Consider the following 24,818-nt stretch of genomic DNA (forward strand, 5'->3'; position numbering starts at 1 on the left):
CCCTGCTTCGCTTTGCTCCCGGCTACGGCCTGCAGCTGCCCGAGCAGGATGAAGGCTTCCAGAATGCGCTTATGATGCAGGAGCTGCAGCAACTGAGCGGCCAGCCGGGAGAATACAGCTTTTCGCTGGCATCGGGCAGCCGCCCGCTTACGGGCTATTACCGGGTACCCGACCCCGGCCAAAAAACAGGCAGCCGGCTGCCCTCGGCCCGGCTGATCGAAAGCTTATTTCGGCAGGCAGGGCTGGATACCCTGGCACTGGCTTTTGACCAGATGGAGAAGGATCTGCTCTATGCCAAGGCCAGCACCTATGAATGGCCCCGCTTTCTGGCCTATGCCAGTGAGCGCAAGGTACCTGAGCAACAGGCCCGAAAATTCTACGGCCTCATCCGCGGAGGTGAAGAGCATAAATACAGCCTGAGCCTTAGGGATGCGCAGGGAGATACGCGTTATCAGTACAGCTTCTCAAGCCCCCTTCAGTTTATCCAGTACCAGCAGGAAGGCGAAAGCCTCCTCTTTATCAGCCAGGACTCGGCCTACTACAGCACCCTGGCAACTACCCAGGCGCTGCCTCTGCCAGCCGGTCTTCTGACCGCCAGCCCTGAGCGCCTGCTGGTGCGGATGCATGGCCGCTGGCTGGCTCTCTCCCGCGGAGACCATGTTGCCCTTATCAACCTGGCCTCCCCCAAAATCCCCTGTTTCTCTACCAGCTGGGTAGCCACTACCTGATGCATGACAAAAACGGCTACTACCTGGCCTCTGGCAGATCTGCCCTGCTGGCGGCACAGCTAGAGGGCCATGTCCTGCCCATTGAGAGTATCGACAAAACCTATAATCGACCCGACCTGCTGCTGGCCAGCCTGCCCAGTCCGGACAGCCTGCTGCTACACCTCTACCAGAAAGTGCGCCTTTTATCCAATCAGGCAGGTGCCGATACCAACTACCTGCCTGCCGAAGAAGGGGGCGCGTTATTGGTTACCAGACCTGTATACCCCCTACAGCTCCGGTATGATCCTGAGCAAAAGCCCCGCTCAGTAGCAGTTTGGGTGAACGGCAGCGCCTATACGCCCGAAACGATTCAGTTTGATGATAAAAGCGGCACCGCCCTTCTGCACCTGGCCCTTTCAGAGGGCATTAACCGGCTGGAGTGGCAGCTGCGGCAAGCCGATGGCAGCAGCTCGCTGACCGCTACCCGGCATGTGTACCTGCCCCGGAGCGGCCAACAAAAAATAAGCTTTACTTTTTTGGAATGGGCCTTGCCCGCTATCAGAACAGCAGCTATACGCTCAGGTACGGCCCCAAGGATATCCGGGATGTGCTGGCTGCCCTGGCAACAAATCCTGCCTACGAGCTGGTGGTGGATACGTTAATGAACGAATCCGCTACGGCCGAGGCCCTGGTCCGCTGGCAGAAAAACCTGCAGCAGGCCGGGGTAAACGATGTGGTGCTGGTGTACCTGGCAGGCCATGGGATGCTGGACCCGGCCGGAAACTTCTACTTCGGCACCTACGATTTTGATATGGCGGCCCCAGCCGAAAAGGGCATCCACCTGGATACCCTCAAAGCCCTGATCGCCGGCAGCACTGCCCGAAAACGACTGATGCTGCTGGATGCCTGCCAGAGCGGCAACACGGAGTTTTACCAGCTGCTGGGTTCGGGCAGGCCGGCGGGCGCGGCAGCTGGATCCGTACTGGCCAGCCGGGGCGCCCGGGAGGTGGGAGGCGATCAGTCGCAACCAGGTCTGGCAGACCCTGCCGAGCTTCTGCAGGAGGTTTTTGGCACCATCCGGGGAAGTGGCATCGATATCATTGGCGCATCCAGCGCCAGCCAGCATGCCTATGAGGGGCTGGGCCTGCAAAACGGCGCCTTCAGCTATTTTGTGATCAGGGGACTTACCACAGGGGCCGCCGATACGGATCGGGATGGCAGCATTAGCATTGCAGAGCTAAAGGCCTATGTGACCGATGCCGTAGCCGACTTTACAGCCGGCAGGCAGAAACCTACCAGCCGGGAAGAGAACCCCTATTACAACTGGCGTATTTACTGATCTTAAAGTAACCCCTTTCACCCCATGCTCACCCCCCTATCCCGCAAGGACATCTTCAGCCAGAGTCCGGTAGCCGATGGCATGATTGCCGAAGTGCAGGGCTTCTATGCCCGCGGCTTTGATGAAGCGGTGCCCGAAGAGCTGGAGGTGCTGAACCGCCTGTATGATCACCGCCAGGTGCTGCAGCCGGGCAATAAAGCACCGCAGGCCGAAGCAATCCTGACCCTACGGGCCCGTACCCGCAGCGGCTATGCGCGGCGCTTTCCCAAAGCCTTGCAGGGTTTCCTGGAGCAGCTGGGCTGCCGCCACCTTTACCTACTGGACTGGCTGGCTTTTTCCTGGCAGGAATTTCCCTTTGAAACCGCCGATAAAGCCGCCACCTTCAGCCGCCTGGCGCAGGGCCGGCTTGAGCCCGGGGGTTTTCTGCTGGAGATCAGGCAGCTCTCCCGGCTCCTCCCCCTATTTTTCTTTTCCGGCCGCTTTGATGGTCCGGTCATTTACCTGATTGCCGCAGAGGGCCTGCCCCTTTCGCTGCAGCTTTGCGACGATGGCAACCTGCACCTGGCCTTTCATGAGCAGGACAGGCCGGCACTGGAAGCAGCCGCCAGCCAGGCAGGCCTCTTGCTGGGTGGAGATGAGGTCTGTTTTGTATATTATACCCAGAAGTTGACATAAGGCGGCCAATTCTTACCGCCCCCGCTCATTCTCCCCGTTCAATGCTCCCTGGTCAGGGCAGATTGGGCCAGCCTATCCCCTGCCAGCTCCACAGCATGGGGCAGCTCCGCTTCTCCCTGAATATACCCTACAACTGCCGCAACCACCTCAGGGGAGCGCAGCTTATGGTCCAGGCCCCGGGTAGTGAGCAGCCGGGCCAGCGGCCATACCTGCTGTAGCTGCAGGGCGCCGGCATAGGGGGCCTCCTGATCTTTCTCATCATGCACGATCAGGCCGGGCAGCTGCAGGCCACGGGCAAAGCGGCTTGCCTCAAAGTGGGCAATGGGCTCTCCTATTACCTGCTCAAAGTGCTGGAGGGTGAGTCCCACGGCGCGCTTCCCCAGGCGCAGGTACTGGCTGTAAAAATCGATGAAGGAGCTAGCCGCCACCGGAGAGCCCATGACCACCAGCTTTTGCACCGGCAGCTGCGGCTGCACATGCAGGGCATGCAGGGCCGAAAAGCTGCCCAGCGAATGGCTAACCACTGTCTCTACCTCCCCCAGCTGATCGATAAACTGCCGGATAAGCTGGCTGTACAGGGGTACGGTAAGCGCCCTGCCCTCCGATAGGCCATGGCCGGGGGCATCCAGGGCATAGAGGGAGAATTCGTCGGGCGAAAGGGCTTCAATGTATTTCTTCCAGCGGAAACTGTGGCTTTGCCAGCCATGCAGAAACAGCACCTTGCGCGGCCCGCTGCCCCAGCGGTAAGCCTGCAGCTTACGGCCCTGCTGGTTGAGCGTAAAACGCTCGGCCGTTTGCAGAAAGGCCCGCTGGTGCGCCTGAAGGCTGGGGCGAACCGGATAGCAAAACAGGGAAAAGCCATGGCGGCCGGCCGTTTTGGGCGCTACGGTAGCCAGGGTATTCAGGTAAGTGCCAAGCAGGCTGGGAATAAGGCGTTTCATAGGGTATTCTTCTTTATAGATACCAATCGGTATCTTTAAGGGTAAAAAAATTTTCTTAGCGTTCCAGGCTGGAGATCACCATCTCCAGATGGCGGATCACTTTCTTCATATCGTCATTACTATTGCGCACCTTGCTCATCATGATGCCTCCTTCCAGGCTGGCGATGATGAGCGTAGCATAGAATTCGGTATCAATTCCCTCCTTCAGCTGCCCCATCTGGATGCCCCTTTCCAGGATGTGCATCAGCGAAGACTGGATCATGTGGAGGGTTTTGGCCGCTTCTTCCCGCAGAGCCGGGTTGGAATCATCTGCTTCAATGGCTACATTCAGGATGGGGCAGCCCCCCTGAATAATGGGCGAATCCACATAGGTTTCAAAAAAACGCACCACGGCCCGCAGCTTACTGCCGGCCGTAGGCTGCTCTTTAATGAGCGCCCGCATTTTTTTCAAACACCAGAGAAGAAAGGTATTGCAGGGTTTCTTTTTCAAGCGCTTCCTTGCTGCTGAAGTGCCGGTAAATGGCCCCCTTGGTGTAGCCGGTGGCATCCGTAATGTTGCTGATGGACGTAGCCTTATAGCCCAGGGTATTGAACAGAATACCTGCTTCTTTCAGAATGGTTTCCCTGGTTAGGTCCGGATTGCGCATGCTCAAAGATACCGATCGGTATCTAGAAAGCAAGGTTTGGCGGAAAAATTTTTGGCCTGCCTTAGCGGCACACCCCTTCCATGCGGCTCTGCAGGCTCTTCACCAGGGCGGGGTCTGCGGCAATCAGCAGGCTGATCAGGGGGTAGGCACCCCCTTCATCGCGGTGGTTTTGCACCACCATCTGGTTTTTTCGCCCATCGATCAGGTAGGTCTTGGCGCCCAGCTGGCAACTGCGTTGCGGACTGAAGGCCCCCAGGTTCTCGGCCAGGTAGGCTTTATACTGTTGTTCGCTGATGGTAGAGTCGGTATGCATAAAACTCAGCATCACGGCGGTTTCGGCCTTAAAGGTTACCTGCAGGTAGCGGGTACTGTCCAGCTCCAGCAGCAGGGCCGAGTAGCCGGGCCGGGCGCCGGGCGATTCTTTCAGCACCTTCTCCCTACCCCAGTGGGCAAGTACATCGGCTTTGGTTTTGCCAAGTTGGGCCTGGGCGCCCAGCGACAGCAGGAGTGTGAGCAGGAGCAGTGCAGTTTTCTTCATGGAGCTAGTACAGGACATAGTGTAGGGGTAACGCAGCAGACTGGGTAAAAATTTGCAGGGGGGATAGGAATTTACGCAGCGGGCTGCCCGCGTTTGGGCGTATGACGGCCTGGTGCTTTGTAGCGGCGTATCTGCCGGGGGTTGTACCAGAGCCAGAAGCCGCTGATGGTGAGCAGCAGCAGACCCACCGACAGCAGGCTGGTGTAGAGCAGCTTGAGCTGATCGTGCTGCAGGCCCAGCAGCCAGTCCAGGATAGAGCCGTCGTGGATCATCTCCAGCAGGTCTGAATTGCGGGGCTCTACGGACAGAATGGCCCCGCTGTAGCCATCCAGCTGCAGTTCGGTAAAGTGCTCTGCAAAGCGCACCTTCGCAATCCCCTTCCTGGGCCGGATGTCGATGCGGTCGATGGTAGACGAAAGCTGCAGGCTGTCCTGAGCGAAACGGATGGCTAGGGCCTGTAGGCTATCCAGCGAGATCCAGGCCCCTCCCCTTTCTTTGGTCGATTGTGTTGGAGGCAGCAGCTCCAGCTGTTTTTTCCAGCCCAGCAGCAGGCCGGTACTGGCCACCAGCAGCATAAACAGCAGCAGCGGCACCGCTACCCATTTGTGCAGCCTGCGGTAAAAGCGGGTGTGGCGGGCAAGATGTTCGGTTTCTCGGCTCATAGGGGTGTGGCGGCCTGCCGGCAGGTGCCGCCTAATTCCGGGGCGGCAGCCATCGGCACCGGCAAGGGGTCCGCTTGGCGGCCGGTCGGGCTCAGCGGCTAAAGATACAGGAAATTCGGGGTAATTGTCCAGCGCTGTTCAGCGAGACAAAATCTCTCTGCAGTGGGGACCAATTCGGGCAATTTCAATTTTGATGCCCTATCTTTGAATTATTCTTCCCCCAAATACCTTCTTTTAGCACACCCCCAACCCTTCCGGCACATGCGCTACTTTCTGTTGACTGGTCTTTTGATTTTTTCCGGCTGCACCACCAAAGACACCACCCCTCCCCGGGAAGAGCGGGGGGCGGAAGTGCTCAGCTCCATTAGCAGTAGTACAGAGGGTAGCAGCGCCAGCCATCCGCAATATGTGACCCTCCCCCCGATCCCTTCTTCCGTTACCTTTGCCGGAGAAGAAGTGCCCCTGCACCGGGAAGATGTGCGGGAGGCGCTGGAGAATGAGCTAATCGTTAACACCTTTCGCCACTCCCGCACCCTGTACACCATCAAGACCATTGAGCGCTGGCGCCCCCTGATCGAGCAGACGCTGCAGGAAAACGGCGTACCCCAGGATTTCATTTACCTGGCCGTAGCCGAAAGCGAATTCGACAACAATGCTGTTTCCTTTACCGGCGCCATGGGCATGTGGCAGTTTATGGAAGCTACGGCCAAGGATTACGGATTGCAGATCGACAAGGATGTGGATATGCGCCGCGACCCCAAACTGGCCACTGAAGCCGCCAGCCGCTACCTGAAATGGGCCCACGGCCTGCTCAATAACTGGACGCTGGTAGCAGCCTCCTACAACCGGGGGGTGAGCGGCATGCAGAATGCGCTGAAAGACCAGCAGGCCGATAGTTTCTGGGACCTGCACCTGAATCCCGAAACGGCCCGCTATGTGTACCGCATCATTGCCTTTAAGCTGATCCTGGAGAACCCCGAACGCTACGGCTACTTTTTGCCCGCCGAGGAGCAATACAAGCCTTATCGCTTCATTACCCAGCCGGTAGAGCAGGACATTGACAATCTGGTGGCCTTTGCCCGCCAGCACAATACCACCTATAAAGAGCTGCGCCAGCTAAACCCCTGGTTCAACAACACCAGCAACTACAAGCTGAGCGTACCCAAAAAGGGCCGCTACGAGATCCGCCTCCCCGACCGGGGCGAAGGGGGCCTGGGCCGCTAAGCGCTTGCTTCTCCCCCTTTAAGGCTTACGAAACAGCAGCGCCAGAATGCGGGGCAGGCCGGCACGATCCTCCTGATCAAAATACTCCCTGAGCACCAGCAGCTCCAGCCCGGCCTGGCGGGCAGCCTCTGTAAAGTCCGACACATGATGGGTAAAGCAGCTAAGTACCTGGGTGCCTTCTGCCGCATCGAAACGGGCTTTGGAGCCGCTGTACTGCTTAAAGGGGTGCAGTTCGCCCACGTACAGCCTGCCGCCGGGCTGCAGGGCCGCCGCAGCTTTCTGAAAAACGGGTTCCAGCGCCGGCAGGTGTTCCAGCACCAGGCTAACGCTTACCAGATCATAGCCCCCTTGCCGGGCAAAGCCCCACTCCTCTGAAATATCTGCCTGGAAGAAGTGAACGTTGGGAGCGCTGATCTTTTCCTTTGCCTTCTGCAGCATGTGCTCCGAAAATCTACTGCTGTAAGCCGCTGTGCCTGCTGCACCAGCCATTCGGTATTCTTGCCGGTGCCACAGCCCAGTTCCAGGCAGTGGCGAAAGGAACCGCCGGACAGAAGCTCCCGCAGGGCCTTTGCTTCCAGGTCCCGGGTCTTGTTCTCATTGCTGTCGTACTGGGCAGCCCACTGGTTGTAACCTTGCTGTATTGTACTCATATCCCTTTGTTAGCCCAGGCTTACGCCTGCCTGTTTTTTTCGATTCACAAGGTAAGCAAAGCCCAGGCCGCTTACAAACATCAGCAGGCTGTAAATAGCCGGCGGAATGGCCATACTGCTGCTATGTAGAAAGGTGGTGGCCACAATGATGCCCAGGGTGCCGTTTTGGATGCCCGATTCTACCGAAATGGTAATACACTGCGCTTTAGACAGCCTAAACAGGCGTCCGGAGAAGTAGCCCAGCGCCATGGTCAGCAGATTCAGAGAAGCTGTAGACAGCCCGATCAGCTGCAGGTATTCCAGCAGCTGCGCCCGCTCTTTAATCACAGCACCTGCCACAATCACAAAAAAGAAGATCACAGAGGCCAGCTTCACCGGCCGGTCCATACGGTGGGCAAACGCCCTGTTTCTGGAGCGCACCAGCATGCCTATGCCTACCGGCACCAGCGTAATACCAATGATCTGCAGAATGGTGGCCGGCACATCCAGCTGTATGTACTGCCCCCGTTCCATAAAATAGAGCAGGGAGAGGTTAACAATAAGGGGTATTGTGAAAATGGTGATCAGGCTGCTCAGGGCGGTGAGGGTGATGGAAAGAGCGGTATCTCCTTTGGCCAGGTGGCTGATCAGGTTAGAGGTAGCCCCGCCCGGGCAGGCGGCCAGCAGCATGAGGCCTACGGCCAGCTCAGTCTGCAGGCCAAACACTATGGTAAGCCCAAAGCCAATCAGGGGCAGCAGCACCAGCTGGTTCACCAGGGCGATCAGTACTGCTTTGGGATAGAGCACCACTCGCTTAAAATCCGCCAGCACCAGGGAAAGCCCCATGCCCAGCATGATAACAAAAAGCGCCGCAGGCAGGAGAACACTGGTGATGAAAGAGGATTCCATAGGGGTATTGATAAAAGCTCACATGGTATAAAACAGCACCTCCTGCTTTATGGAGCAGGTAGGGTCAGGCAGCCGCGCCTTTGGGAAGGGTCACTACCCTCTCCATCATCTCTTGCCTGGCAAGGGCTGGGGTAATTTAAAAGCTTTTAACAAGAAATAATACCCGATCAGCATAATCCCAAACCTTAGCCGGTCGGCAAAGATCCAGGTATCGGCCAGCGCCTGAATTTCGTCTGCAGATCTACCATCGCCCGCCCGGGTCATCAGGATCTCATTAATGGGGTATATATAGAACAGCGTAAACAGGATACCGGCAATCAGAGGGAGTACAGCAAAAAGCAAATACCGTCTGTGCGGCAGACTTGGCCAGCCTAGCACCAGAGCAATCAGCAGGGGCAGATTTCGGGCAGCCATCCAGGGCGGCCCAAAAAAGTTATAGATGTAGGTGTTAAAGCTGGTGTTTCCGAAAAAATCCCGCACGGATTCAGGGGGCGACTCGCTCCACATCGGTACAATCACCGACATGCTAAAGAGGGTACCGCCCAGCCAGATGCTAAATCCAATGACAGCCCACCACAGGAAGAAATTAAAAAGTGTATTTCTCATATAAATGCCTGGCTAGATCTGTACAGCTTAGAACTGGGAGCTGGCGCATCCCTCCTACTTTTAGAGCTTCATTTAGCCCTAACGTAAAGAATAGGTGCTCGAAAATCCGGCGAACAAAGCAGCTATCCTTTCCTGTATGTACTGAAAGTACACAAAGCCTGCTTTATGTACAAGAGCTGCAGGTGTACTGATCGAGTGGGCCAGACAAAACTTCAGCAGCTTGTCTTGACGATTTAGCCCGCCATCAGCTCCCGGGCGCTTTCAAAGGCTACGGCCGATGGGGTGGCGCCGCCGATCATTTTGGCAATCTCCTGCACCCGTTCCTCTTCGGTTAGTTTCTTGATGCGGCTGAAGGTCTTGGCCGTGCTGTTATCCTTGTACACAAAGTAATGGGCCTCACCTTTGGCGGCAATCTGGGGCAGGTGGCTGATGGAGATCACCTGGTGGCCCCGGGCCATTTGCTGCATCATGCGCACCATCTTCAGGGCTATTTCACCGCTGATGCCGGTATCGATCTCATCGAACACTATGGTGGGCAGGGCGGTTTTGTCGGCCAGTACGTACTTTACGCAGAACATCAGGCGGCTGAACTCACCCCCCGAGGCTACGGCCTTCAGCGGCTGGGGCTTCATGCCCTTGTTGGCGGTAAAGAGCAGGTTTACCTCATCCAGGCCGGTAGGGGCCGGGGCTATGGCTTTGTGATCGATCTGCAGGCGCGCCTCAGGCATGCCCAGCCCGCCCAGCAGCTCTTCGATCTGTTTTACCAGCTTTTCAAAGACCCCTTTTCGTTTCTTGCTCAGGGCAGTGCCGGTCTCCTCCACCTGCTGGCGGGCCTCCTGCAGCTGTTGCTGAATGGCGGCAATCTCCTCATCAAGGCCTTCGGCGCGGTTTACTTTGCCAGAGAGCTCGTTGCGCAGCTGCAGCAGCTCCTGCACGCTTTGTACCCCATGCTTCTGTTGCAGTTTGTACAGGGCGCTCAGGCGGTCCTGCAGGGTCACAATGCGCTCCTGGTCCAGCTCTACGGCTCCTTCTTCGGCCTCTACTTCGCGGGTTATGTCTTTCAGCTCAATCACCACACTCTCGAGCCGCTGGGCCAGCTGGCGATAGCTTTCGGCATACTTGCCTACGGCCCGCAGCTCGGCCAGCACGCTGTGCAGCTGGGGGTTCAGGGCCAGCTCATCGCCATACTCCAGGGCCTGCAGCACACCAGCCAGCTTTACCTTGATCTCTTCGGCATGCTCCAGCTTTTCCAGCTCCTCTTCCTGCTCCTGCTGGTCCAGGCCATCGAGCCGGGCCTCCTCCAGCTCCTGTAGCAGGTAGGCGTTGTAGTCGGCCTCCTTGCGCATGCTGGCGGCTTCGTCCTGCAGGCGGTCCAGGGCCTGCTGCAGCCTGCGCATACCCCTGTAGGCCTGCTGGTAGCGTTCCAGCTCGGCAGTGGTCTGGGCGTAGGCATCCAGAATGCTCAGCTGGTAGGCGTTGGTGCCCAGTTGCAGGGTATCGTGCTGCGAGTGTACGTCCATGAGGTACTCGCCCACGCGGCGCAGCACCTCCAGCGTAACGGGGGTATCGTTAATAAAGGCCCGGCTTTTGCCACTGGGGCTTATTTCCCGGCGAATCACGGTTTCGGCATCGTACTCCAGCTCTTCCTCGCCGAATACCTGCTTCAGGGCCGCATATTCACTGATATCGAAGGTGCCCTCTACCACGCACTTGGTTTCCTCATCGTAGAGCATGCGCGTATCGGCGCGGTTGCCCAGCAGCATGCCCACGGCGCCAAGCATAATGGACTTGCCGGCACCGGTTTCGCCGGTAATGATGTTGAGGTGCGCGGAAGGCTGCATTTCCAGCTCCCGAATGAGGGCGTAGTTTTTAATTAGCAGGTGTTTGAGCATGCTCGACTACCGGATAATCCAGAATTAATTCACGTATATCAGTAAAGGGAAAGCTGTGGCTGAGGCCGCTGTGGTCTTTTCCCAGCAGCCTGTCCCCCTCAAGGGCCAGGGTGTTAACTTCAAAAACAGCCCCGCTCATCAGTACCACCGAAGCGGCACGGCCCAGCCAGCTGGGTGCCGGCTGCGCCTGAAAAGGTCCCCTGATGCGCGTTTGTTTCTTCGCCATACGACCGCCAAAAATACTAAATTTTTAGCATCCGTAAGCTATACATCTCAGGCGGGGAGCACTCTTTTTACTAAAATTTTTAGTGCATTATGGGATTACTTTGGTCTTGAAACCCGGTGGGCTAGTTCAGCGGTGAGGGCAGGATTTTGCCTGGAAAAAAAAGGAGGGATGGATAAGGGGTAGCGGATAGGGTTTATCAAGCAGACCTCCCCCTGCGCCCCCTCCAAAGGGGGAGGATAGGTTGGGCAACCGGCCACAGGATAATGTTTACCGGAGTCCGAACCGGGTAACGCAGTTCAGCGCCGAATCCTTTACCGCAAAATCTGGCTATATTTATCTGTATTGGAGGGGTCCAGGGCGGTGAGGGTGGCGTAGGCCTGCTGCTTTACCTGCGGAGCCCCCTGCTTGAACATATTGGTGAGCTCGGTGGCCTTGGAATCAAAAAAGGCAATGAGCAGGATGGCCGAGGGGTTGTAGTCCCGCACCGGCTTTAGGCCGGCCAGGCCTTCGGAGATCAGCTTGCGGCTGCCATCGGCATTGTCGGTAAATACATCGAGCGCCAGGCGGTGGTAGCTGTACATAAACTCCCGCAGCGGCTGCAGGCGGGTATTCATCAGGTTGTCGATGAGGGCGCCCCTGCTGCGGGCGGCACTCCCCCCCTGCGTGGGGTCCCAGCGGCAATGCCTCCCTGCTGCTGGGCAATCTGGGCAATGGTGCGGGCCTGCTCAAAATAGAAGGTACCCCCCATGCGCTCAAAGGTATCGCTGTCCATGCCAATGATCACATAGGCATAAAAGGCCAGCATGGAGGTGATGTTGTTATTAAAGCTATTGATGTTGAAGTCCAGCGGCTGCGACTCTACGTAGTTGAAGTTAAAATCGCGGTCAACAAACGTAAAAGTAGAAGTGGTATAGCTTGTATTGAACACCGGACGCACCGCCCGCACCACCAGCGTACCGGTGTACACCCCCACCGAGGGCATGGTGTTGATGGTAAGCTGCAGGCTGGCCCGGATCTTTTCGTTAAAATCGTAGGTATGCTCCGTCCACTTGGTATTGTTCAGGAAGTTGGTAAAGGTGCGCTCCATTTCCCGGAACACCCGCTTGTCGGCCACATCAATCTGGGCATCGTTTACCTGCACGGTTACATTCAGCTCCTGCGCCTGCAGGGGCAGCAGGGCCAGCAGCAACAGGAGGGAGAATACCAGGGTTCTAGCTTGCATGTAGTTTTTGGATTATGTGCTCCAGTATATCGGCTGCCACGGCTTCTTTGGATTTCAGGGGGTAGGCCTGCTCGTCACCGCTACGGTCCAGAATGGTTACCTTATTGGTAGCATGCCCAAAGCCGGCGCCGGCATCCTGCAGGCTGTTGAGCACCATCAGGTCCAGGCCCTTTTTCTCCAGCTTCTGGCGGGCATGGGCCAGCTCATTGTCGGTTTCCAGGGCAAAACCTACCAGCAACTGGCCCTGCTTTTCCCGGCCCAGGGTGGCGGCAATGTCCACCGTTTTTTCCAGCTCCAGCTGCAGGCGGTCTTCTTTCTTCTTGATCTTCTGCGCCTCTTGCTTCACAGGACGGTAATCGGCCACGGCGGCTGCAAAGATAACGCAATCCTGCCCCCTATAGTGTGCCCGGCAGGCCTGGTACATCTCTTCGGCCGAGCGCACATCAATGCGCCGGATGCCGGGATGCGTAACCTGTTGCTGCGAGGGGCCACTCACCAGCACCACCTCGGCGCCCTGGGCAGCGGCAGCTTCGGCCAGGGCAAAGCCCATGCGGCCGGTGCTGTGGTTGCCAATAAAGCGTACGGGGTCCAGGCCCTCATAGGTAGGGCCTGCGGTGATAAGCACTTTTTTACCCCTAAGGCGGGCACTCTGCCCCATCTGTTGCTGCAGGTAGGCCACAATGGTTTCGGGCTCGGCCAGGCGCCCCTGCCCATAGAGGCCGCTGGCCAGCTCGCCGGTCTCCGGGGCGATCAGGTGGTGGCCCCAGCCCTGCAGGCGCTCCAGGTTGGCCCGGGTGGAGGGGTGCTGGTACATGTCCAGGTCCATGGCCGGGGCCAGGTACACCGGGCAGCGTGCCGAGAGGTAGACGGCCGTCAGCAGGTTATCGCACAGGCCGCCGGCAAATTTGGCCAGGGTGTTGGCCGTAGCGGGGGCTACCAAAAGGGCATCGGCCCACAGGCCCAGGGCCACATGGTTGTGCCACTCGCCGCTTTGGGTATCGGCATACTGGTGTAGTACGGGCCGGTTGGAGAGCGTAGCCAGCGTAAGAGGGCCTATAAAAGGCAAAGCAGAGGGCGTCATGATAATCTGCACCTCTGCTCCTTCTTTTACCAGCAGCCGCGTTAGCGGGGCTGCTTTATACGCTGCAATACTGCCACATACTCCCAGCAATATCTTTTTGCCGTGTAGCATGTGCTGTTGGAATTATAGCTGGTTGGTAGAGGTTTCCTCGTCCTCAATCTTGCGGAACACCAGCTCATCGTTCATAAACTCTTCGGTGGCTACCAGGCTGGGCTTGGGCATGCGCTCGTAGTACTTGGAGATCTCGATCTGCTCCCGGTTCTCAAACACTTCTTCCAGGTTATCAACCGTAGAGGCAAACTCGGCCAGCTTGGAGCTAAGCTCGTCTTTCATCTGGGAAGAGAGCTGGCGGGCACGCTTGGAGATAACCGCTACCGAGGCATATACATTGCCGGTAGGAGCTGCCAGTTTATCAAGATCGCGGGTTACCAGTGAGGCTTTTGTAGTGGCCATATGCTTATTGATTATTGTTTTCTGTAGATGTAGTTGCGGGTGAAGGCGTTGTATTTTTCATACGGGCCAGCTCGGCCTGGCTGTTCACATAAAGGCGCTCGGCCTCCCGGCCCCAGGCACTTTCGGGATAGCGGTCAATGAAGCTCAGGTAAATGTCCATCACATCATTGTAGCGCTCCTGCTGCAGCCGGGGCAGGCTGTTTTTGGCCAGTTCATAGGCGGCCTGTATGCGCAGAAACGCCACCTCTTCGTTGTATTCCGAGTCCGGAAAATCTTCGGAGAAGTTCTCCAGCACAATCAGTGCAGCCTTGTAACGGCTTACATTATAATAAAGTTTTGCATTGTCGTAGGCCTTTTTGGCCAGCTTATGCTGCAGCTCATCCAGTACCAGGGTAGCCCGCTCCTTGTATTCGCTGCGCGGATACAGGTTGATGAAGTTCTGCATGGCGTTGATGGCATCCAGGGTACTGGTCTGGTCCAGCTTATAGTTGGGCGACTGCAGGTAGAGCGAATAGCCGTGCATGAACAGGGCTTCTTCGGCCTGCGGACTGCGCCCGTACACATCATAAAATTGCTTGAAGTAGTAGCCGCTCTCAATATAGAGCCGCTGGTGATAATGGGGTAGGCATACATGAACTGGCCTTTTTCTCCTTCGGGCAGGCCGGTGAGCAGCGGCAGCACATCGCCCAGCAAAACAGCCGCCTTGGCATAGCTGCCCGCCTCATAATAGGCCAGAGCGGCATTGTACTTTGCCATGGGGTCCGTGCTCTTTTGGATCTTGCTAAAGTCTCCGCAGGAGGCCAGCACAAGAAGCAGGAAGAACCCGCTTAGAAAACGATGTAGGGGCATAAGGTGCATAAGCCTGCAAATATAGCGGTTTCTGGATGAATGACAATGCATTGGTTACTGATCTTCGGGGGTTGGTTTACCAGAGCTTGGTTTGGGGGTCGTTTTGCGGTCTGTGGGCCGCAGCGGCTTGGTCCGCTCCGGCTGGCCCTGCCGGGGTGCCACAGCAGGTTTGGTTTGCGTACCATCAGAAGGCACACTCCTCTCGGGGGCTCCTTTCACCGGCGCCGGGCTGCTGGCGGCCGAGGATTCCCGGGAGAGCACATCGGCCAGGCTGGGCCTGCGCTCCTCCTGCCATACAAACCCGCTCAGGCGGGTATCGGGTTCCTTCAGCTCATGGGGAGGCACAAAGGTGGCATCGGGCTGCTGGTAAAAGCGGATCTGGCGCACCTGGCGGTTGGCAAAATTTATGAGCATGTTGGCGCAGGTAATGCGGTTCATGCCCATTTGCACCATTACACTGTCGGTTTCTTCCAGCACAAAGTAAATGCTTTCGGCATTGCCGTTTACAGCCACCTGGCTAAGCTCATCATCCCGGAAAAAGGCGGTAATGAGGCGGCCCTTCACCTGGTTATAGTCGCCCAGCGTATCGCGGGAGATCACAAACCCATTCTGGAGCAGCCGCATACGGTCTACCGTATTGTTGCGGATCTGCAGGTTAATGGTATCGCCTGTGAGCTGGTTTTGCTGGTTCCAGAGCACCGGCTGGCGGTAGAAGAAGAGCAGGGAATCGGCCAGACGGTAGGCCATGGAATCGGCCACCCCCTGCAGATCCTGCTTAAAGATCTTGACCCCACCCCAGGCCAGCAGGCGCTTTTTGGCCTCCAGCTCATGCTCAATGGCCATCATGGTATCGGCCGACATAAAGAGGGTATCCTGCTGCACGGGGCGCTTCATGAGGGGGCGGCCCCAGATGCGGGTAATGCCCGTTTTCTTATCGTAATAGGCCTCCGTCCCCAGAATGATCACCTGCTGGTCTTTGGCCGTCATGGTCACATTGCCCTTTGCCGTAAAGAGTTCCCGCTGGCGGTCGTAGCCCAGGCGGGTGCCGGTGATGATGTAGTCTTCATTTTCGATAAAGCCCTGCAGCACGGCGCCCCGCTCGGATTGGGTGTTGTACACCAGCCCGTCGTTGCCCTCGGTTACGGTGCCATCGGCCCGCACCACCCGGGTAAAGCCCACAAAGGTGGCCTGGCCGGTAAGGGTATTATAATGAAGGGTATCGGAATAAATGGTGGCATCCGGCGAGCGCAGCACTACCTTACTATAAAAGGAGGCTGAATTGGCCGGCCGGTTAAACACCCCCCTGCGGCTGGTAAGGGTATTCTCATTATTGACCATGCGGCCGCCGCTGTGGTAGGACGAGATGCCGGTAAACTTATTGAACTCCAGGTTATCGGTATAGAGCACGGTGGCGCCATCGCGGTACACCACATCGCGGGTCATAAAGGCGGTGCCGGTATTGCCCTCGTACACCAGGCTTTTGGAGGTGATGGTGATGGAATCGCCCTCCTCTACCCGGATGCGGCCATAGGCTTCGGCCTGGTTTTCGGCCCGGCGTACCTGGGCAGAGTCGGCATAGATGGTGGTACCCGGCTGGCGGATCACCACATTGCCTACCAGCACGTTAACCTGTCCGCCTTCTACCCGGCGGCCTATTACCTTATCGGCCGTAAAGCGCAGCCGTTGCTGGGCTTGGGCTTCGGAGGCCAGGAGCAGGAGCAGGAGGGGTAGCAAAAGCCAGCAGGCATGCTTAAGTTGTTGCATTCTGAATATTCTTCGCAAAGCGTTACGCGGCCTCGGGATAGCGGCGGCAAAAGGACACCCTCTGCTGCCAGCTGCTTGCCGTGCAGTGTGGCTGTTTCAAGACCGCCCGGAGCACCGTCTGAAACGCCGTCCGGAGCCCTTTTTAGGTGCAGCACCGCAATTTTAAGGCCAAAAGGCACCGACTTGTAGCAGCGGTTTTTACCTTTGTCTGCAAAGGTAACGTAAAAAGGGTGCTTCTCCTTATGCAGGAAAAATTTTTGGCGTTCATTCGGGAGAAAGAGCTGCTGCAGCCAGGACAGCCCGTACTGCTGGCCGTAAGCGGCGGGCTGGACTCTGTGGCCATGGCCCACCTCTTTCAGCAGTGCCCCTACCCCTTTGCGCTGGCCCATGCCAATTTTGGCCTGCGGGCCGAAGAATCAGAGGGGGATGCCCACTTTGTGGAGGCGCTGGCCCGGCAGCTGGGCGTTGCGTTCCATACCACCCGCCTGCCGGCTGCCTCGGAAGCGGAGGTAAAGGGGGTATCCATCCAGATGGCGGCCCGGGACCTGCGCTACCAGTGGTTTGGGGAGCTTTGCCGGCAAGAGGGGTATTTGGCCCTGGCCACCGCCCATCACCTGAGCGATCAGGCCGAGGGACTACTTCTGAACCTGAGCCGCGGCACCGGCCTGGCCGGCCTGCACGGTATAGCACCCAAGCGCCCGCTGCTCTCCACAGAAAACAGCCCCCTGCTGATCCGTCCGCTGTTGTTTACCCGGCGGGACGAGCTGGAAGCCTGGGCCACTGCACAAGGTATCCGCTGGCGGGAAGACAGCAGCAACGCCTCCCCAAAATACCGCCGCAACCTGATCCGCCAGCAGGTGATCCCCCCTTTAAAAAGTCTCAACCCCCAGCTGGAGGAGGGCCTGCAGGAGTTGGCCAGCCAGGTGCGCGCCGCCGAGGGCGTGCTCAAGGGGGTAGTGGACGCCCTGCACCGGCAGGTAGTCGCAGAAAAAGCGGGACATACTACCCTCTCACTTCCCCCCCTGCTGGCACAGCCCGAGCCACAGTACCTGCTGGGGGAACTGTTGCAGCCCTGGGGCTTTGGCTGGGCCGAGGCCGGGGCCATTCTGCACAGCCTGCAGCGCAGCGCCGGCAGCCCGGTAGGAAAAGAATTCAGCTCGGCTACCCACCGCCTGGTGGTGGACCGGGAGCAGCTGGTCATTACTCCTTTAGGGGCTGCTGCGCTACCCCCTACCCCCCTGGCTCTCGAGCAACCCGAGCTGCAGCTGGGCCCCTGGCACTTCAGGACCCGGCGCCTGCCGGCAAAGGGGTACCGCCTGCTGGCCGATCCGCTGCTGGCCGCCCTGGACCTGGGGCGGCTGCAGTTTCCGCTCTTGCTGCGGCCGGTGCAGCCCGGTGATCGCTTTCAGCCCCTGGGCATGCGGGGCAAAAAAAAGCTAAGTGATTTTATGATTGACCAAAAAATCCCGCTAAACTTGAAAGACGAACTGCTGGTGCTGCAATCGGGCACTGATATTGTTTGGGTGGTTGGCCACCGCATTGACGAGCGCTACAAAGTAAGCGGGCATACAGCGGAAATTTTCGAAATCAGGGGTACACATACATGATCAATCCCTTCAGGAAGTCGTACAGCGATCAGGAGAGCGCGCTTTTTTCGTTCTTAAACGGCGTAAAGCTGTTTGAGCGGCTCACCTATGACGAGCTGGCCCTGTTTACCCCCTATATGTTTCTGCGCACCTATACGCAGGACGAGGCCGTTTTTTTCCGCAACGATCCAAGCCAGGCCCTCTATGTGATCCGCAGCGGGGCGATTTCACTTAACATTGACCTGGGCGACAAATTTGAGGTGCTTACCCTGCTGGAACGTGGCCATGCCTTTGGCGATAATGCCCTGCTGGAAAATACGCGCCGCATTTATACCTCCCTGGTGGTGAGCGAGCGGGCCGAGATTTATGTGATTCCCCAGATCAACATCCTGGACATCTTTGAGAACCACCCCAACATCAAGGCCGAGATGCTCAACTCCCTGGCAGAGCTCTACAACGGCTATACGGTAAACCTCTTTAATGCCTACCGCTCTACTTTTGGCTTCTTTGATCTGGGCCAGGCCTACCTGCATCCTACCAAATAAGGCCTGGAGCCGATCACTCCCGCACTCAGTTGCGCATTCTATTGGCGCTCCCCGATTTTTGCTGTATCTTCGGGGCAAATGACCTTTTAATACGATTTTAGGCCCTAAAATTTTTTAGAAAACATGAAAGTAACCGTAGTAGGTGCCGGTAACGTAGGCGCAACCTGCGCCGATGTACTGGCGTACCGGGAAATTGTGAATGAAGTAGTGCTGGTGGATATTAAGGAAGGCTTTAGCGAAGGCAAGGCTCTGGATATCTGGCAGAAAGCTCCCATCGATCTGTACGACACCCGTACCACAGGCTCCACCAACGACTATAGCAAAACGGCCGGTTCTGATGTAGTGGTGATCACCTCCGGCCTGCCCCGCAAACCGGGCATGACCCGCGATGACCTCATCGAAACCAATGCCGGTATTGTGCGCTCGGTTACCGAGCAGGTGGTGCAGCACTCGCCCGAGGCCATCATCATTGTGGTATCCAACCCGCTGGATGTAATGACTTACCAGGCGCACATCACCTCCCGCATGCCCCGCACCAAGGTAATGGGCATGGCTGGCATTCTGGATACGGCCCGCTACCGTGCCTTCCTGGCCGAAGAGCTGAACGTATCGCCCAAAGACATTCAGGCCATGCTGCTGGGCGGCCACGGCGATACCATGGTGCCCCTGCCCCGCTACACCACCGTATCGGGCATCCCCGTTACCGAACTTATCGCCAAAGACCGCCTGGAGGCCATCATCGAGCGCACCAAGTTTGGCGGCGGCGAGCTGGTGAAACTCATGGGCACCTCGGCCTGGTATGCACCCGGCTCAGCAGCGGCCCAGATGGTAGAGTCCATCGTAAAGGACCAACGCCACATCTATCCGGTTTGTATAAAGCTGGAAGGCGAGTACGGCATCGATGGCACCTACCTGGGTGTACCGGTTGTGCTGGGCAAGAACGGCGTAGAGAAAGTAATTGAGCTGCAACTGAACGAGCAGGAAATGGAGCTGATGCAGACCAGCAACCGCCACGTACGCGAAGTAATGGATGTACTGGACCGCATGAACAACAAGTAAGCAGGCGATCTCACATCGTATTTTGTTTTTGAAAGCCACGATCCTGACAAGGGGACGTGGCTTTTTTCATCCCTTCCCCTTTTCTACTTCTACCAGCGTTCCCCTGCTTTCGGCCAGCTGGCGACCCCAGCCGGCTATGGCAGTGAGCACCGGCACCAGGGTTTTACCAAAGTCGGTCAGTGAATATTCTACCCGAAGGGGTACTTCGGCAAACACTTCGCGCCTGACCAGCCCATCGTCTTCCAGAGCTTTCAGCTGCAGGCTCAGCATTTTTTCGGTGATGTCGGGTATCTGCTTTTTGAGCTCCCCAAAGCGGTAGGTGCGGTTGCGCAGGTACCAGAGCACTACGGTTTTCCACTTTCCGCCTATATAACTCATGGTCACATCCAGGGCGCAATGGTGCTTTACCCCATCGATTATAAATACGTATTCCTTGTCCTGTATCAGCATGTGAAAAATAATTGGCTACTGTCAACATTGACAGTTATTGCAAGGATAGCAAACTATACTTAGGTTTGCAACTATATATTTTATAGTAACTGAAAAACAGCTGATTATGAACATTACCATCTTAGGCACCGGCATGGTTGGCCAAACCATTGCTGCCAAACTGCAGGAGCTGGGCCACCAGATCACCCTGGGCACCCGCTCCGTAAATGATACCCTGCAGCGTACGGCTGCCAACCCCATGACGGGTACGTCTTTTGCCGACTGGCATGCCACACATTCCGGCATCCGGATCGCCCCGTATCAGGAGGCCGCTACCGATGCCGATCTTATCATCAATGCCACCAGTGGCGCCGGCTCGCTGGAGGCCCTGCGAGGCGTAGGTAGCAAGGCGCTGGCTGGAAAGGTACTGCTGGATGTAGCCAATCCCCTGGATTTTTCAAAAGGCATGCCGCCTACCCTGTTTGTCTGCAATACCGATTCGCTGGGCGAGCAGATCCAGCGGGAGTTTCCGGAAGCCCGGGTGGTTAAAGGCCTCAATACCATGAATGCTTATTTAATGATGAATCCCCAGCTTGTGCCCGGAGATCATACCGTACTCCTGAGCGGCAATGATGCCGATGCAAAAAAAGAGATCGTTCGCCTGCTGAATAGCCTGGGCTGGAAGGAAAAAAACATTATTGATCTGGGCGATATCAGCACCGCCCGGGGTACCGAAATGCTCCTACCCGTCTGGATCAGGCTGTGGGGGGCGCTGGGCAGCCCGGAATTCAACTTCCACATTGCGCGCAAAGTGCCTGTTGAGGCGGCAGTCTAACCCTACTAGATGAGGGCGGTGAAAACCTGACAGGTCTTCCAGATCTGTCAGGTTTTAGGATTTAAGAACACAGCCCCCCTTCAAAACTTCAGCCCCAGCCGCAGATCCAGAAAATCGGCCACATGCCGGTGGGCCTTCAGGTTGATGCCGCCAAACAGGCGCTTTTGGCTATGATACTCCAGCCCCCAGCGCTGGTACACGGCCTCGCGCGCCTTATGCGGAGCATACACATACACCCCCAGCTGCTGGCCCAGCCGGATGCGGCCTATGCGCAGCTCATGGCCCAGCAGCAGGGCGCCCCGCTGAAAATCCGTATCCACTCCCTGCTGCTCCAGCTGGTGGCGTATGGTGTAATCGGCTATCCATTCCAGGCCAAACGTAAGGGCACTGAGCCGGCCCAGGCGCTGGCTGGCATAGGCGGCAAGGCCAAGCACGGGCAGCTGCCGACCGGGATCATCCTCCCGGTCCTTATACCCCCCGATCAGGGCCAGCAAATACTCCCGCTTTTTGCCCTGTGCCTGAGCCGTAGCCGGCTGACGCTCCGGAAAAGAGGCCGGCCGCAGTGCCCACTGCAGGCCCAGGGTAACCGTGGGGTAGTTGATCCCCTTGTTGGGCTGACGCCGGCCGCCATTGGAGATGTGGTTGTAGGTACCCCCTGCCCGCAGCTGCAGGCGCTCCCCCAGGCGGTAATTGCCCATCAGGTTGGCCACCAGCGGAAAACTGAAACGGGTGCTGTAAAAAAGGTTATCAGGGTTTTGGGCTTCATCATAGGGGGTATCCATATAGGCCAGCCCCCCACCCAGCCGAAACGACAAGCTAAACCGGCGGTGCGCCGACAGAAAAGGCTCGGCATACAGCACCAGCGCATAGGCATTGCCCAGCACCCGGGGGTAGTTGAAGTTCACATAGCTGAATGTAGCTCCCAGGCGGGGATAGCCTTGCAGATAGTTCCAGGCTTTTTGGCTGGTGAAATGCAGGCTCAGGTCCAGCTCCAGCGCCCGGGGATTGGAATGGGCCACATCCCGGATGGTGCTGGAATGGGGAATGATAAATCCGTAATGTGTAGTCAGGCCCAGCTGCAGAGCGGCCGGCTCAGCGATGTTGGACTGCTGCTGCTGCTGCTGCTGTGCGTACAAGCTTAAAGGGGCCAGCAGGTAGTACAGCAGCCTTAACAGTAGCCTGGGTAAAAATAGAGCTGGAGAGTTTCGGATGGTCATGCCGGCGTTACTGTGAATAGAAGAATTCAGTCCCTGATGCCCTAACTCCTGCGGCAGCCCCCGGGTTCTGAGAAAGAAAGCTGCGGCCTGGCCAGTATAGCAGCCCTGGCCGGCAGCGGGTAGCGCAGCTTTTGTATCGGAGCTGCCTCCCAGGGGCTCTGGGGCCGCTTCAGATGCCAGAAAAATCCCAACAACAAACGGTTTCTGAGCAGTTCTTTAGAATAATCACTTGTAATTAGCCAAAATACTTTAGTATCTTAACGCTAACAGGCGTATTCATTAACCCCATCTGCCTTGAAACTAGCCATTCCCAAAGAGAGCAAGGTACCCGAACGCCGGGTAGCGCTCACCCCCGATGTGGTAAAATCCCTTACCAAAGCAGGCTTTCAGTGTGGCCTTGAGAGCGGAGCCGGAGAGGCTACCGGCTTTTATGATGCTGCCTATGAAGGGGCCGGCGCTGTTATCTTCCCCGACAAGCGCAGCCTGTTGGCCGAGGCCGATGTGCTGCTAAAGGTGAATGCCCCCACCCCTGAAGAACTGCAGCTGCTGCCCGAAGGCGCCACTACCATCTCCTTTCTCTATGCCTACACCGTTCCCGAGCTGGTAAACCTGAGCCTGCAAAAGCGCCTCTCTACCTTTGCCATGGATGCGGTGCCCCGCATCTCCCGTGCGCAGAAAATGGATGCGCTCAGCTCGCAGGCCAACCTGGGGGGCTACAAAGCGGTGATCATGGGCGCTAATGCCCTGGGCAAGATCTTTCCGCTGATGATGACGGCCGCCGGCACCATTACCCCCGCCCGGGTGCTGATCTTTGGCGCCGGGGTGGCCGGCCTGCAGGCCATTGCCACTGCCAAGCGCCTGGGGGCAGTTGTGGAGGTAACCGACGTACGTCCCGAAACCAAGGAACAGGTAGAATCGCTGGGCGGCCGCTTTCTGGAAGTACAGGCCGACGGGGTAAAGACCGAAGGGGGCTATGCCAAAGAAGTATCGGCCGAGTACCTCCAAAAACAAAAGGAACTGATCTCCAAACACATTGCCGATGCCGACCTGGTGATTACCACCGCCCTGGTGATCGGCAAAAAAGCACCCCTTTTGGTAACCGAAGAAATGGTGCAGCGCATGAAGCCCGGCTCGGTGATTGTAGATATGGCCGTGGAGAGCGGCGGCAACTGCGCCCTGAGCGAATTCAACCAGACGGTGGTAAAGCATGGGGTCACCATTATTGGCGAGGCCAACCTGCCGGCCCTGGTGGCGGTAAATGCCTCGGAGCTCTACGCCAAAAACATCAGCACCCTGCTGCTTCACCTGGCCACCAAGGAAGGATTTAAATGGGAGCTGGAAGAAGAGATCACCCGCGGAAGCCTCATTACCCATCAGGGCGAACTGGTGCACCAATTTACCAAAGACATTTTAAGCAAGACCGTATGAGTACCGATACCCTTTTAGTGCTGCTCTATGTGGCGGTGCTGGCCTCTTTTGTAGGCTTTGAGCTTATTTCCAAGGTGCCTCCTACCCTGCACACCCCCCTGATGTCGGGCTCCAATGCCATTTCGGGCATTACCATCGTAGGCGCCCTGGTAGCGGCCGGCCCTGAAGTGGGCTCGGTCAGCAAATGGCTGGGCGTAGCGGCCCTGCTGCTGGCCACCATCAATGTAGTGGGCGGCTATGTGGTAACCGACCGGATGTTGCAGATGTTCAAAAAGAAAAAATAAGCCCTATGGAGCGAGATTTACTCATTAAAGTCGCCTATCTGGTGGCATCGGTGCTCTTTATCCTGGGCATTAAGGGCCTGGGCCGCACCACCACTGCCCGCAGGGGCAATACACTTTCGGCCATTGCCATGCTCATAGCCATAGTGGCTACCCTGCTGAGCCGGGATATCCTGAACTTTACCGAAATTTTTATCACCGTGCTGCTGGGCTCGGCCATAGGAGTATTTACTGCCCGCAAAGTGGAGATGACCTCCATGCCCGAGATGGTGGCCGTGCTGAATGGCTTTGGTGGCGGCGCCTCGGTGCTGGTGGCCAGCTCGGAATACTGGAAACTGGCCCAAACCGAAGGGGTGAGCATGGAAGTCGTGATGGGCATTACCCTGGTACTGAGCGTTATTATTGGCTGTGTCACCTTTACCGGCTCCTTTGTAGCCTTTGGCAAACTAAAGGGGCTGATCAGCGGCCGGGCCATTGTGTTTAGCGGGCAACATCTCCTGAATGCAGTGATCTTCCTGGCCATTCTGGTACTGGGTGCTCTGGTGATCATCAACCCCAATGCCGAGGTCTGGATGCTGGGCATGCTGCTGCTGGCCCTGCTGCTGGGCATCCTTACGGTAATCCCCATCGGGGGCGCCGATATGCCGGTGGTGATCTCCCTGCTGAACTCCTACTCGGGCATTGCCGCCGCCGCTACAGGCTTTGTGCTGAATAATCAGGTGCTGATCATTGCCGGGGCGCTGGTGGGCGCCTCAGGCCTTATCCTTACCCAGATCATGTGCCGGGCCATGAACCGCTCGCTGATCAATGTACTGCTGGGCGGCTTTGGCCAGACCAGCAGTGGCGGTGCAGCCGCTGGGGGTGATGAAATTGTGGTGAAAGAAGTTGGCGTGGAAGAAAGCGCCATGCTGTTTGAATCGGCCTCTTCGGTGATCATTGTACCGGGTTATGGCATGGCCGTGGCCCAGGCCCAGCACGTGGTGCGGGAGCTCACCGACTTGCTGGAAAAACGGGGCACCTCAAATTTGCCATTCACCCGGTAGCGGGCCGCATGCCCGGGCACATGAATGTGCT

At 57.3% G+C, this 24,818-nt stretch carries 29 protein-coding genes and 1 pseudogene; 12 read left to right on the forward strand and 18 right to left on the reverse strand.

Annotated features, from left to right (window positions below; all coding sequences use genetic code 11):
- Positions 1 to 71 precede the first annotated feature (71 nt).
- Genes ADICEAN_RS07770 through ADICEAN_RS07785 form a run of 4 tightly spaced genes read left to right on the forward strand, consistent with a single transcriptional unit; the run spans position 72 to position 2,721 of the window.
- Entirely contained in the window at positions 72 to 728 is a 657-nt protein-coding gene (locus ADICEAN_RS07770; protein WP_009195017.1) for a hypothetical protein, read from the forward strand.
- Entirely contained in the window at positions 728 to 1,369 is a 642-nt protein-coding gene (locus tag ADICEAN_RS23205) for a hypothetical protein (protein WP_040396526.1), read from the forward strand. Before ADICEAN_RS07770 ends, ADICEAN_RS23205 begins: the two co-directional genes overlap by 1 nt.
- Positions 1,315 to 2,046 (forward strand): caspase family protein, encoded by a 732-nt coding sequence (locus ADICEAN_RS07780; RefSeq protein WP_236612882.1) that lies wholly within the window; start codon positions 1,315 to 1,317, stop codon positions 2,044 to 2,046. Before ADICEAN_RS23205 ends, ADICEAN_RS07780 begins: the two co-directional genes overlap by 55 nt.
- Positions 2,047 to 2,070: 24 nt before the next feature.
- On the forward strand, positions 2,071 to 2,721 hold the full coding sequence (locus ADICEAN_RS07785) for a hypothetical protein (RefSeq protein ID WP_009195019.1): 651 nt from the start codon (positions 2,071 to 2,073) through the stop codon (positions 2,719 to 2,721).
- A gap of 38 nt (positions 2,722 to 2,759) precedes the next feature.
- On the opposite strand, the gene ADICEAN_RS07790 is transcribed toward ADICEAN_RS07785, so the two are convergent.
- From ADICEAN_RS07790 to ADICEAN_RS07810, 5 genes are all read right to left on the reverse strand, one after another.
- Positions 2,760 to 3,662 (reverse strand): alpha/beta fold hydrolase, encoded by a 903-nt coding sequence (locus ADICEAN_RS07790; RefSeq protein WP_009195020.1) that lies wholly within the window; start codon positions 3,660 to 3,662, stop codon positions 2,760 to 2,762.
- Positions 3,663 to 3,717: 55 nt separating this feature from the next.
- On the reverse strand, positions 3,718 to 4,104 hold the full coding sequence (locus ADICEAN_RS07795; RefSeq protein ID WP_009195021.1) for a TetR family transcriptional regulator C-terminal domain-containing protein: 387 nt from the start codon (positions 4,102 to 4,104) through the stop codon (positions 3,718 to 3,720).
- On the reverse strand, positions 4,088 to 4,309 hold the full coding sequence (locus ADICEAN_RS07800; protein WP_009195022.1) for a TetR/AcrR family transcriptional regulator: 222 nt from the start codon (positions 4,307 to 4,309) through the stop codon (positions 4,088 to 4,090). Before ADICEAN_RS07800 ends, ADICEAN_RS07795 begins: the two co-directional genes overlap by 17 nt.
- A gap of 61 nt (positions 4,310 to 4,370) precedes the next feature.
- Positions 4,371 to 4,865 carry a hypothetical protein gene (locus tag ADICEAN_RS07805; protein ID WP_161622672.1) on the reverse strand — a complete coding sequence of 165 codons (495 nt, stop codon included), beginning with the start codon at positions 4,863 to 4,865 and terminating at the stop codon, positions 4,371 to 4,373.
- Positions 4,866 to 4,918: 53 nt separating this feature from the next.
- Positions 4,919 to 5,509, reverse strand: coding sequence for a PepSY domain-containing protein (locus tag ADICEAN_RS07810; RefSeq protein WP_009195024.1), 591 nt, complete (start codon positions 5,507 to 5,509; stop codon positions 4,919 to 4,921).
- A gap of 261 nt (positions 5,510 to 5,770) precedes the next feature.
- Between ADICEAN_RS07810 and ADICEAN_RS07815 the strand changes: the two genes are divergently transcribed.
- Positions 5,771 to 6,733 carry a transglycosylase SLT domain-containing protein gene (locus tag ADICEAN_RS07815; protein ID WP_009195025.1) on the forward strand — a complete coding sequence of 321 codons (963 nt, stop codon included), beginning with the start codon at positions 5,771 to 5,773 and terminating at the stop codon, positions 6,731 to 6,733.
- Between the two features lie 18 nt (positions 6,734 to 6,751).
- On the opposite strand, the gene ADICEAN_RS07820 is transcribed toward ADICEAN_RS07815, so the two are convergent.
- The 11 genes from ADICEAN_RS07820 to ADICEAN_RS07870 all read right to left on the reverse strand — a co-directional run bounded on the left by ADICEAN_RS07820 (position 6,752) and on the right by ADICEAN_RS07870 (position 16,364).
- On the reverse strand, positions 6,752 to 7,222 hold the full coding sequence (locus ADICEAN_RS07820) for a class I SAM-dependent methyltransferase (protein WP_236612880.1): 471 nt from the start codon (positions 7,220 to 7,222) through the stop codon (positions 6,752 to 6,754).
- A 170-nt stretch (positions 7,223 to 7,392) separates the two neighbouring features.
- The gene (locus ADICEAN_RS07825) at positions 7,393 to 8,271 is read right to left on the reverse strand and encodes a bile acid:sodium symporter family protein (RefSeq protein WP_009195027.1); all 879 of its coding nucleotides are present in this window, start codon (positions 8,269 to 8,271) and stop codon (positions 7,393 to 7,395) included.
- A gap of 105 nt (positions 8,272 to 8,376) precedes the next feature.
- On the reverse strand, positions 8,377 to 8,877 hold the full coding sequence (locus ADICEAN_RS07830; protein ID WP_009195028.1) for an anthrone oxygenase family protein: 501 nt from the start codon (positions 8,875 to 8,877) through the stop codon (positions 8,377 to 8,379).
- A 233-nt stretch (positions 8,878 to 9,110) separates the two neighbouring features.
- Positions 9,111 to 10,769 (reverse strand): DNA repair protein RecN, encoded by a 1,659-nt coding sequence (gene recN / locus ADICEAN_RS07835; RefSeq protein ID WP_009195029.1) that lies wholly within the window; start codon positions 10,767 to 10,769, stop codon positions 9,111 to 9,113.
- A complete protein-coding gene (locus ADICEAN_RS07840) occupies positions 10,747 to 10,995 on the reverse strand; it encodes a hypothetical protein (protein ID WP_009195030.1) in 249 nt (82 codons plus the stop codon). The genes recN and ADICEAN_RS07840 overlap by 23 nt, the downstream gene beginning before the upstream one ends.
- Before the next feature lie 311 nt (positions 10,996 to 11,306).
- Positions 11,307 to 11,609, reverse strand: a complete 303-nt coding sequence (locus ADICEAN_RS23530) for a type IX secretion component PorD family protein (RefSeq protein ID WP_009195031.1) — start codon at positions 11,607 to 11,609, stop codon at positions 11,307 to 11,309.
- Positions 11,609 to 12,217: a type IX secretion system protein PorD gene (gene porD, locus ADICEAN_RS07850; RefSeq protein ID WP_009195032.1), complete on the reverse strand. Its 609-nt coding sequence runs from the start codon at positions 12,215 to 12,217 to the stop codon at positions 11,609 to 11,611. The genes ADICEAN_RS23530 and porD overlap by 1 nt, the downstream gene beginning before the upstream one ends.
- Positions 12,207 to 13,409 carry a bifunctional phosphopantothenoylcysteine decarboxylase/phosphopantothenate--cysteine ligase CoaBC gene (gene coaBC / locus ADICEAN_RS07855; RefSeq protein WP_009195033.1) on the reverse strand — a complete coding sequence of 401 codons (1,203 nt, stop codon included), beginning with the start codon at positions 13,407 to 13,409 and terminating at the stop codon, positions 12,207 to 12,209. Before coaBC ends, porD begins: the two co-directional genes overlap by 11 nt.
- Positions 13,410 to 13,421: 12 nt before the next feature.
- The gene (locus ADICEAN_RS07860; protein ID WP_009195034.1) at positions 13,422 to 13,751 is read right to left on the reverse strand and encodes a DNA-directed RNA polymerase subunit omega; all 330 of its coding nucleotides are present in this window, start codon (positions 13,749 to 13,751) and stop codon (positions 13,422 to 13,424) included.
- A gap of 4 nt (positions 13,752 to 13,755) precedes the next feature.
- Positions 13,756 to 14,313 (reverse strand): outer membrane protein assembly factor BamD, encoded by a 558-nt coding sequence (locus ADICEAN_RS21075; RefSeq protein ID WP_009195035.1) that lies wholly within the window; start codon positions 14,311 to 14,313, stop codon positions 13,756 to 13,758.
- A 341-nt stretch (positions 14,314 to 14,654) separates the two neighbouring features.
- The gene (locus tag ADICEAN_RS07870) at positions 14,655 to 16,364 is read right to left on the reverse strand and encodes an OstA-like protein (protein ID WP_009195036.1); all 1,710 of its coding nucleotides are present in this window, start codon (positions 16,362 to 16,364) and stop codon (positions 14,655 to 14,657) included.
- 242 nt (positions 16,365 to 16,606) lie between these two features.
- On the opposite strand from ADICEAN_RS07870, the gene tilS reads away from it, so the two are divergent.
- From tilS to mdh, 3 genes are all read left to right on the forward strand, one after another.
- Complete coding sequence (tilS, locus tag ADICEAN_RS07875; protein ID WP_009195037.1) at positions 16,607 to 17,971, forward strand: tRNA lysidine(34) synthetase TilS; 1,365 nt, start codon at positions 16,607 to 16,609, stop codon at positions 17,969 to 17,971.
- Positions 17,968 to 18,495, forward strand: a complete 528-nt coding sequence (locus ADICEAN_RS07880; protein ID WP_009195038.1) for a cyclic nucleotide-binding domain-containing protein — start codon at positions 17,968 to 17,970, stop codon at positions 18,493 to 18,495. The genes tilS and ADICEAN_RS07880 overlap by 4 nt, the downstream gene beginning before the upstream one ends.
- Positions 18,496 to 18,618: 123 nt before the next feature.
- On the forward strand, positions 18,619 to 19,554 hold the full coding sequence (gene mdh / locus ADICEAN_RS07885) for a malate dehydrogenase (protein WP_009195039.1): 936 nt from the start codon (positions 18,619 to 18,621) through the stop codon (positions 19,552 to 19,554).
- Between the two features lie 66 nt (positions 19,555 to 19,620).
- Here the strand turns inward: mdh and ADICEAN_RS07890 are convergent, their stop codons facing one another.
- Positions 19,621 to 20,004 (reverse strand): winged helix-turn-helix transcriptional regulator, encoded by a 384-nt coding sequence (locus ADICEAN_RS07890; RefSeq protein ID WP_009195040.1) that lies wholly within the window; start codon positions 20,002 to 20,004, stop codon positions 19,621 to 19,623.
- 106 nt (positions 20,005 to 20,110) lie between these two features.
- Between ADICEAN_RS07890 and ADICEAN_RS07895 the strand changes: the two genes are divergently transcribed.
- A complete protein-coding gene (locus tag ADICEAN_RS07895; protein ID WP_009195041.1) occupies positions 20,111 to 20,818 on the forward strand; it encodes an NADPH-dependent F420 reductase in 708 nt (235 codons plus the stop codon).
- 80 nt (positions 20,819 to 20,898) lie between these two features.
- Here ADICEAN_RS07895 and ADICEAN_RS07900 read toward each other — a convergent pair whose 3' ends face one another.
- Positions 20,899 to 21,954 carry an acyloxyacyl hydrolase gene (locus ADICEAN_RS07900; RefSeq protein ID WP_236612881.1) on the reverse strand — a complete coding sequence of 352 codons (1,056 nt, stop codon included), beginning with the start codon at positions 21,952 to 21,954 and terminating at the stop codon, positions 20,899 to 20,901.
- 375 nt (positions 21,955 to 22,329) lie between these two features.
- Between ADICEAN_RS07900 and ADICEAN_RS07905 the strand changes: the two genes are divergently transcribed.
- The 3 genes and pseudogenes from ADICEAN_RS07905 to ADICEAN_RS07915 all read left to right on the forward strand — a co-directional run.
- A complete protein-coding gene (locus tag ADICEAN_RS07905; protein ID WP_009195043.1) occupies positions 22,330 to 23,463 on the forward strand; it encodes a Re/Si-specific NAD(P)(+) transhydrogenase subunit alpha in 1,134 nt (377 codons plus the stop codon).
- Positions 23,460 to 23,747 (forward strand): NAD(P) transhydrogenase subunit alpha, encoded by a 288-nt coding sequence (locus ADICEAN_RS07910; RefSeq protein WP_009195044.1) that lies wholly within the window; start codon positions 23,460 to 23,462, stop codon positions 23,745 to 23,747. Before ADICEAN_RS07905 ends, ADICEAN_RS07910 begins: the two co-directional genes overlap by 4 nt.
- Before the next feature lie 5 nt (positions 23,748 to 23,752).
- A pseudogene (locus tag ADICEAN_RS07915) lies at positions 23,753 to 24,818 on the forward strand (NAD(P)(+) transhydrogenase (Re/Si-specific) subunit beta); the annotation flags it as partial.

Origin of the sequence: Cesiribacter andamanensis AMV16, assembly GCF_000348925.1 — a bacterium.
Lineage (GTDB): Bacteria > Bacteroidota > Bacteroidia > Cytophagales > Cyclobacteriaceae > Cesiribacter > Cesiribacter andamanensis.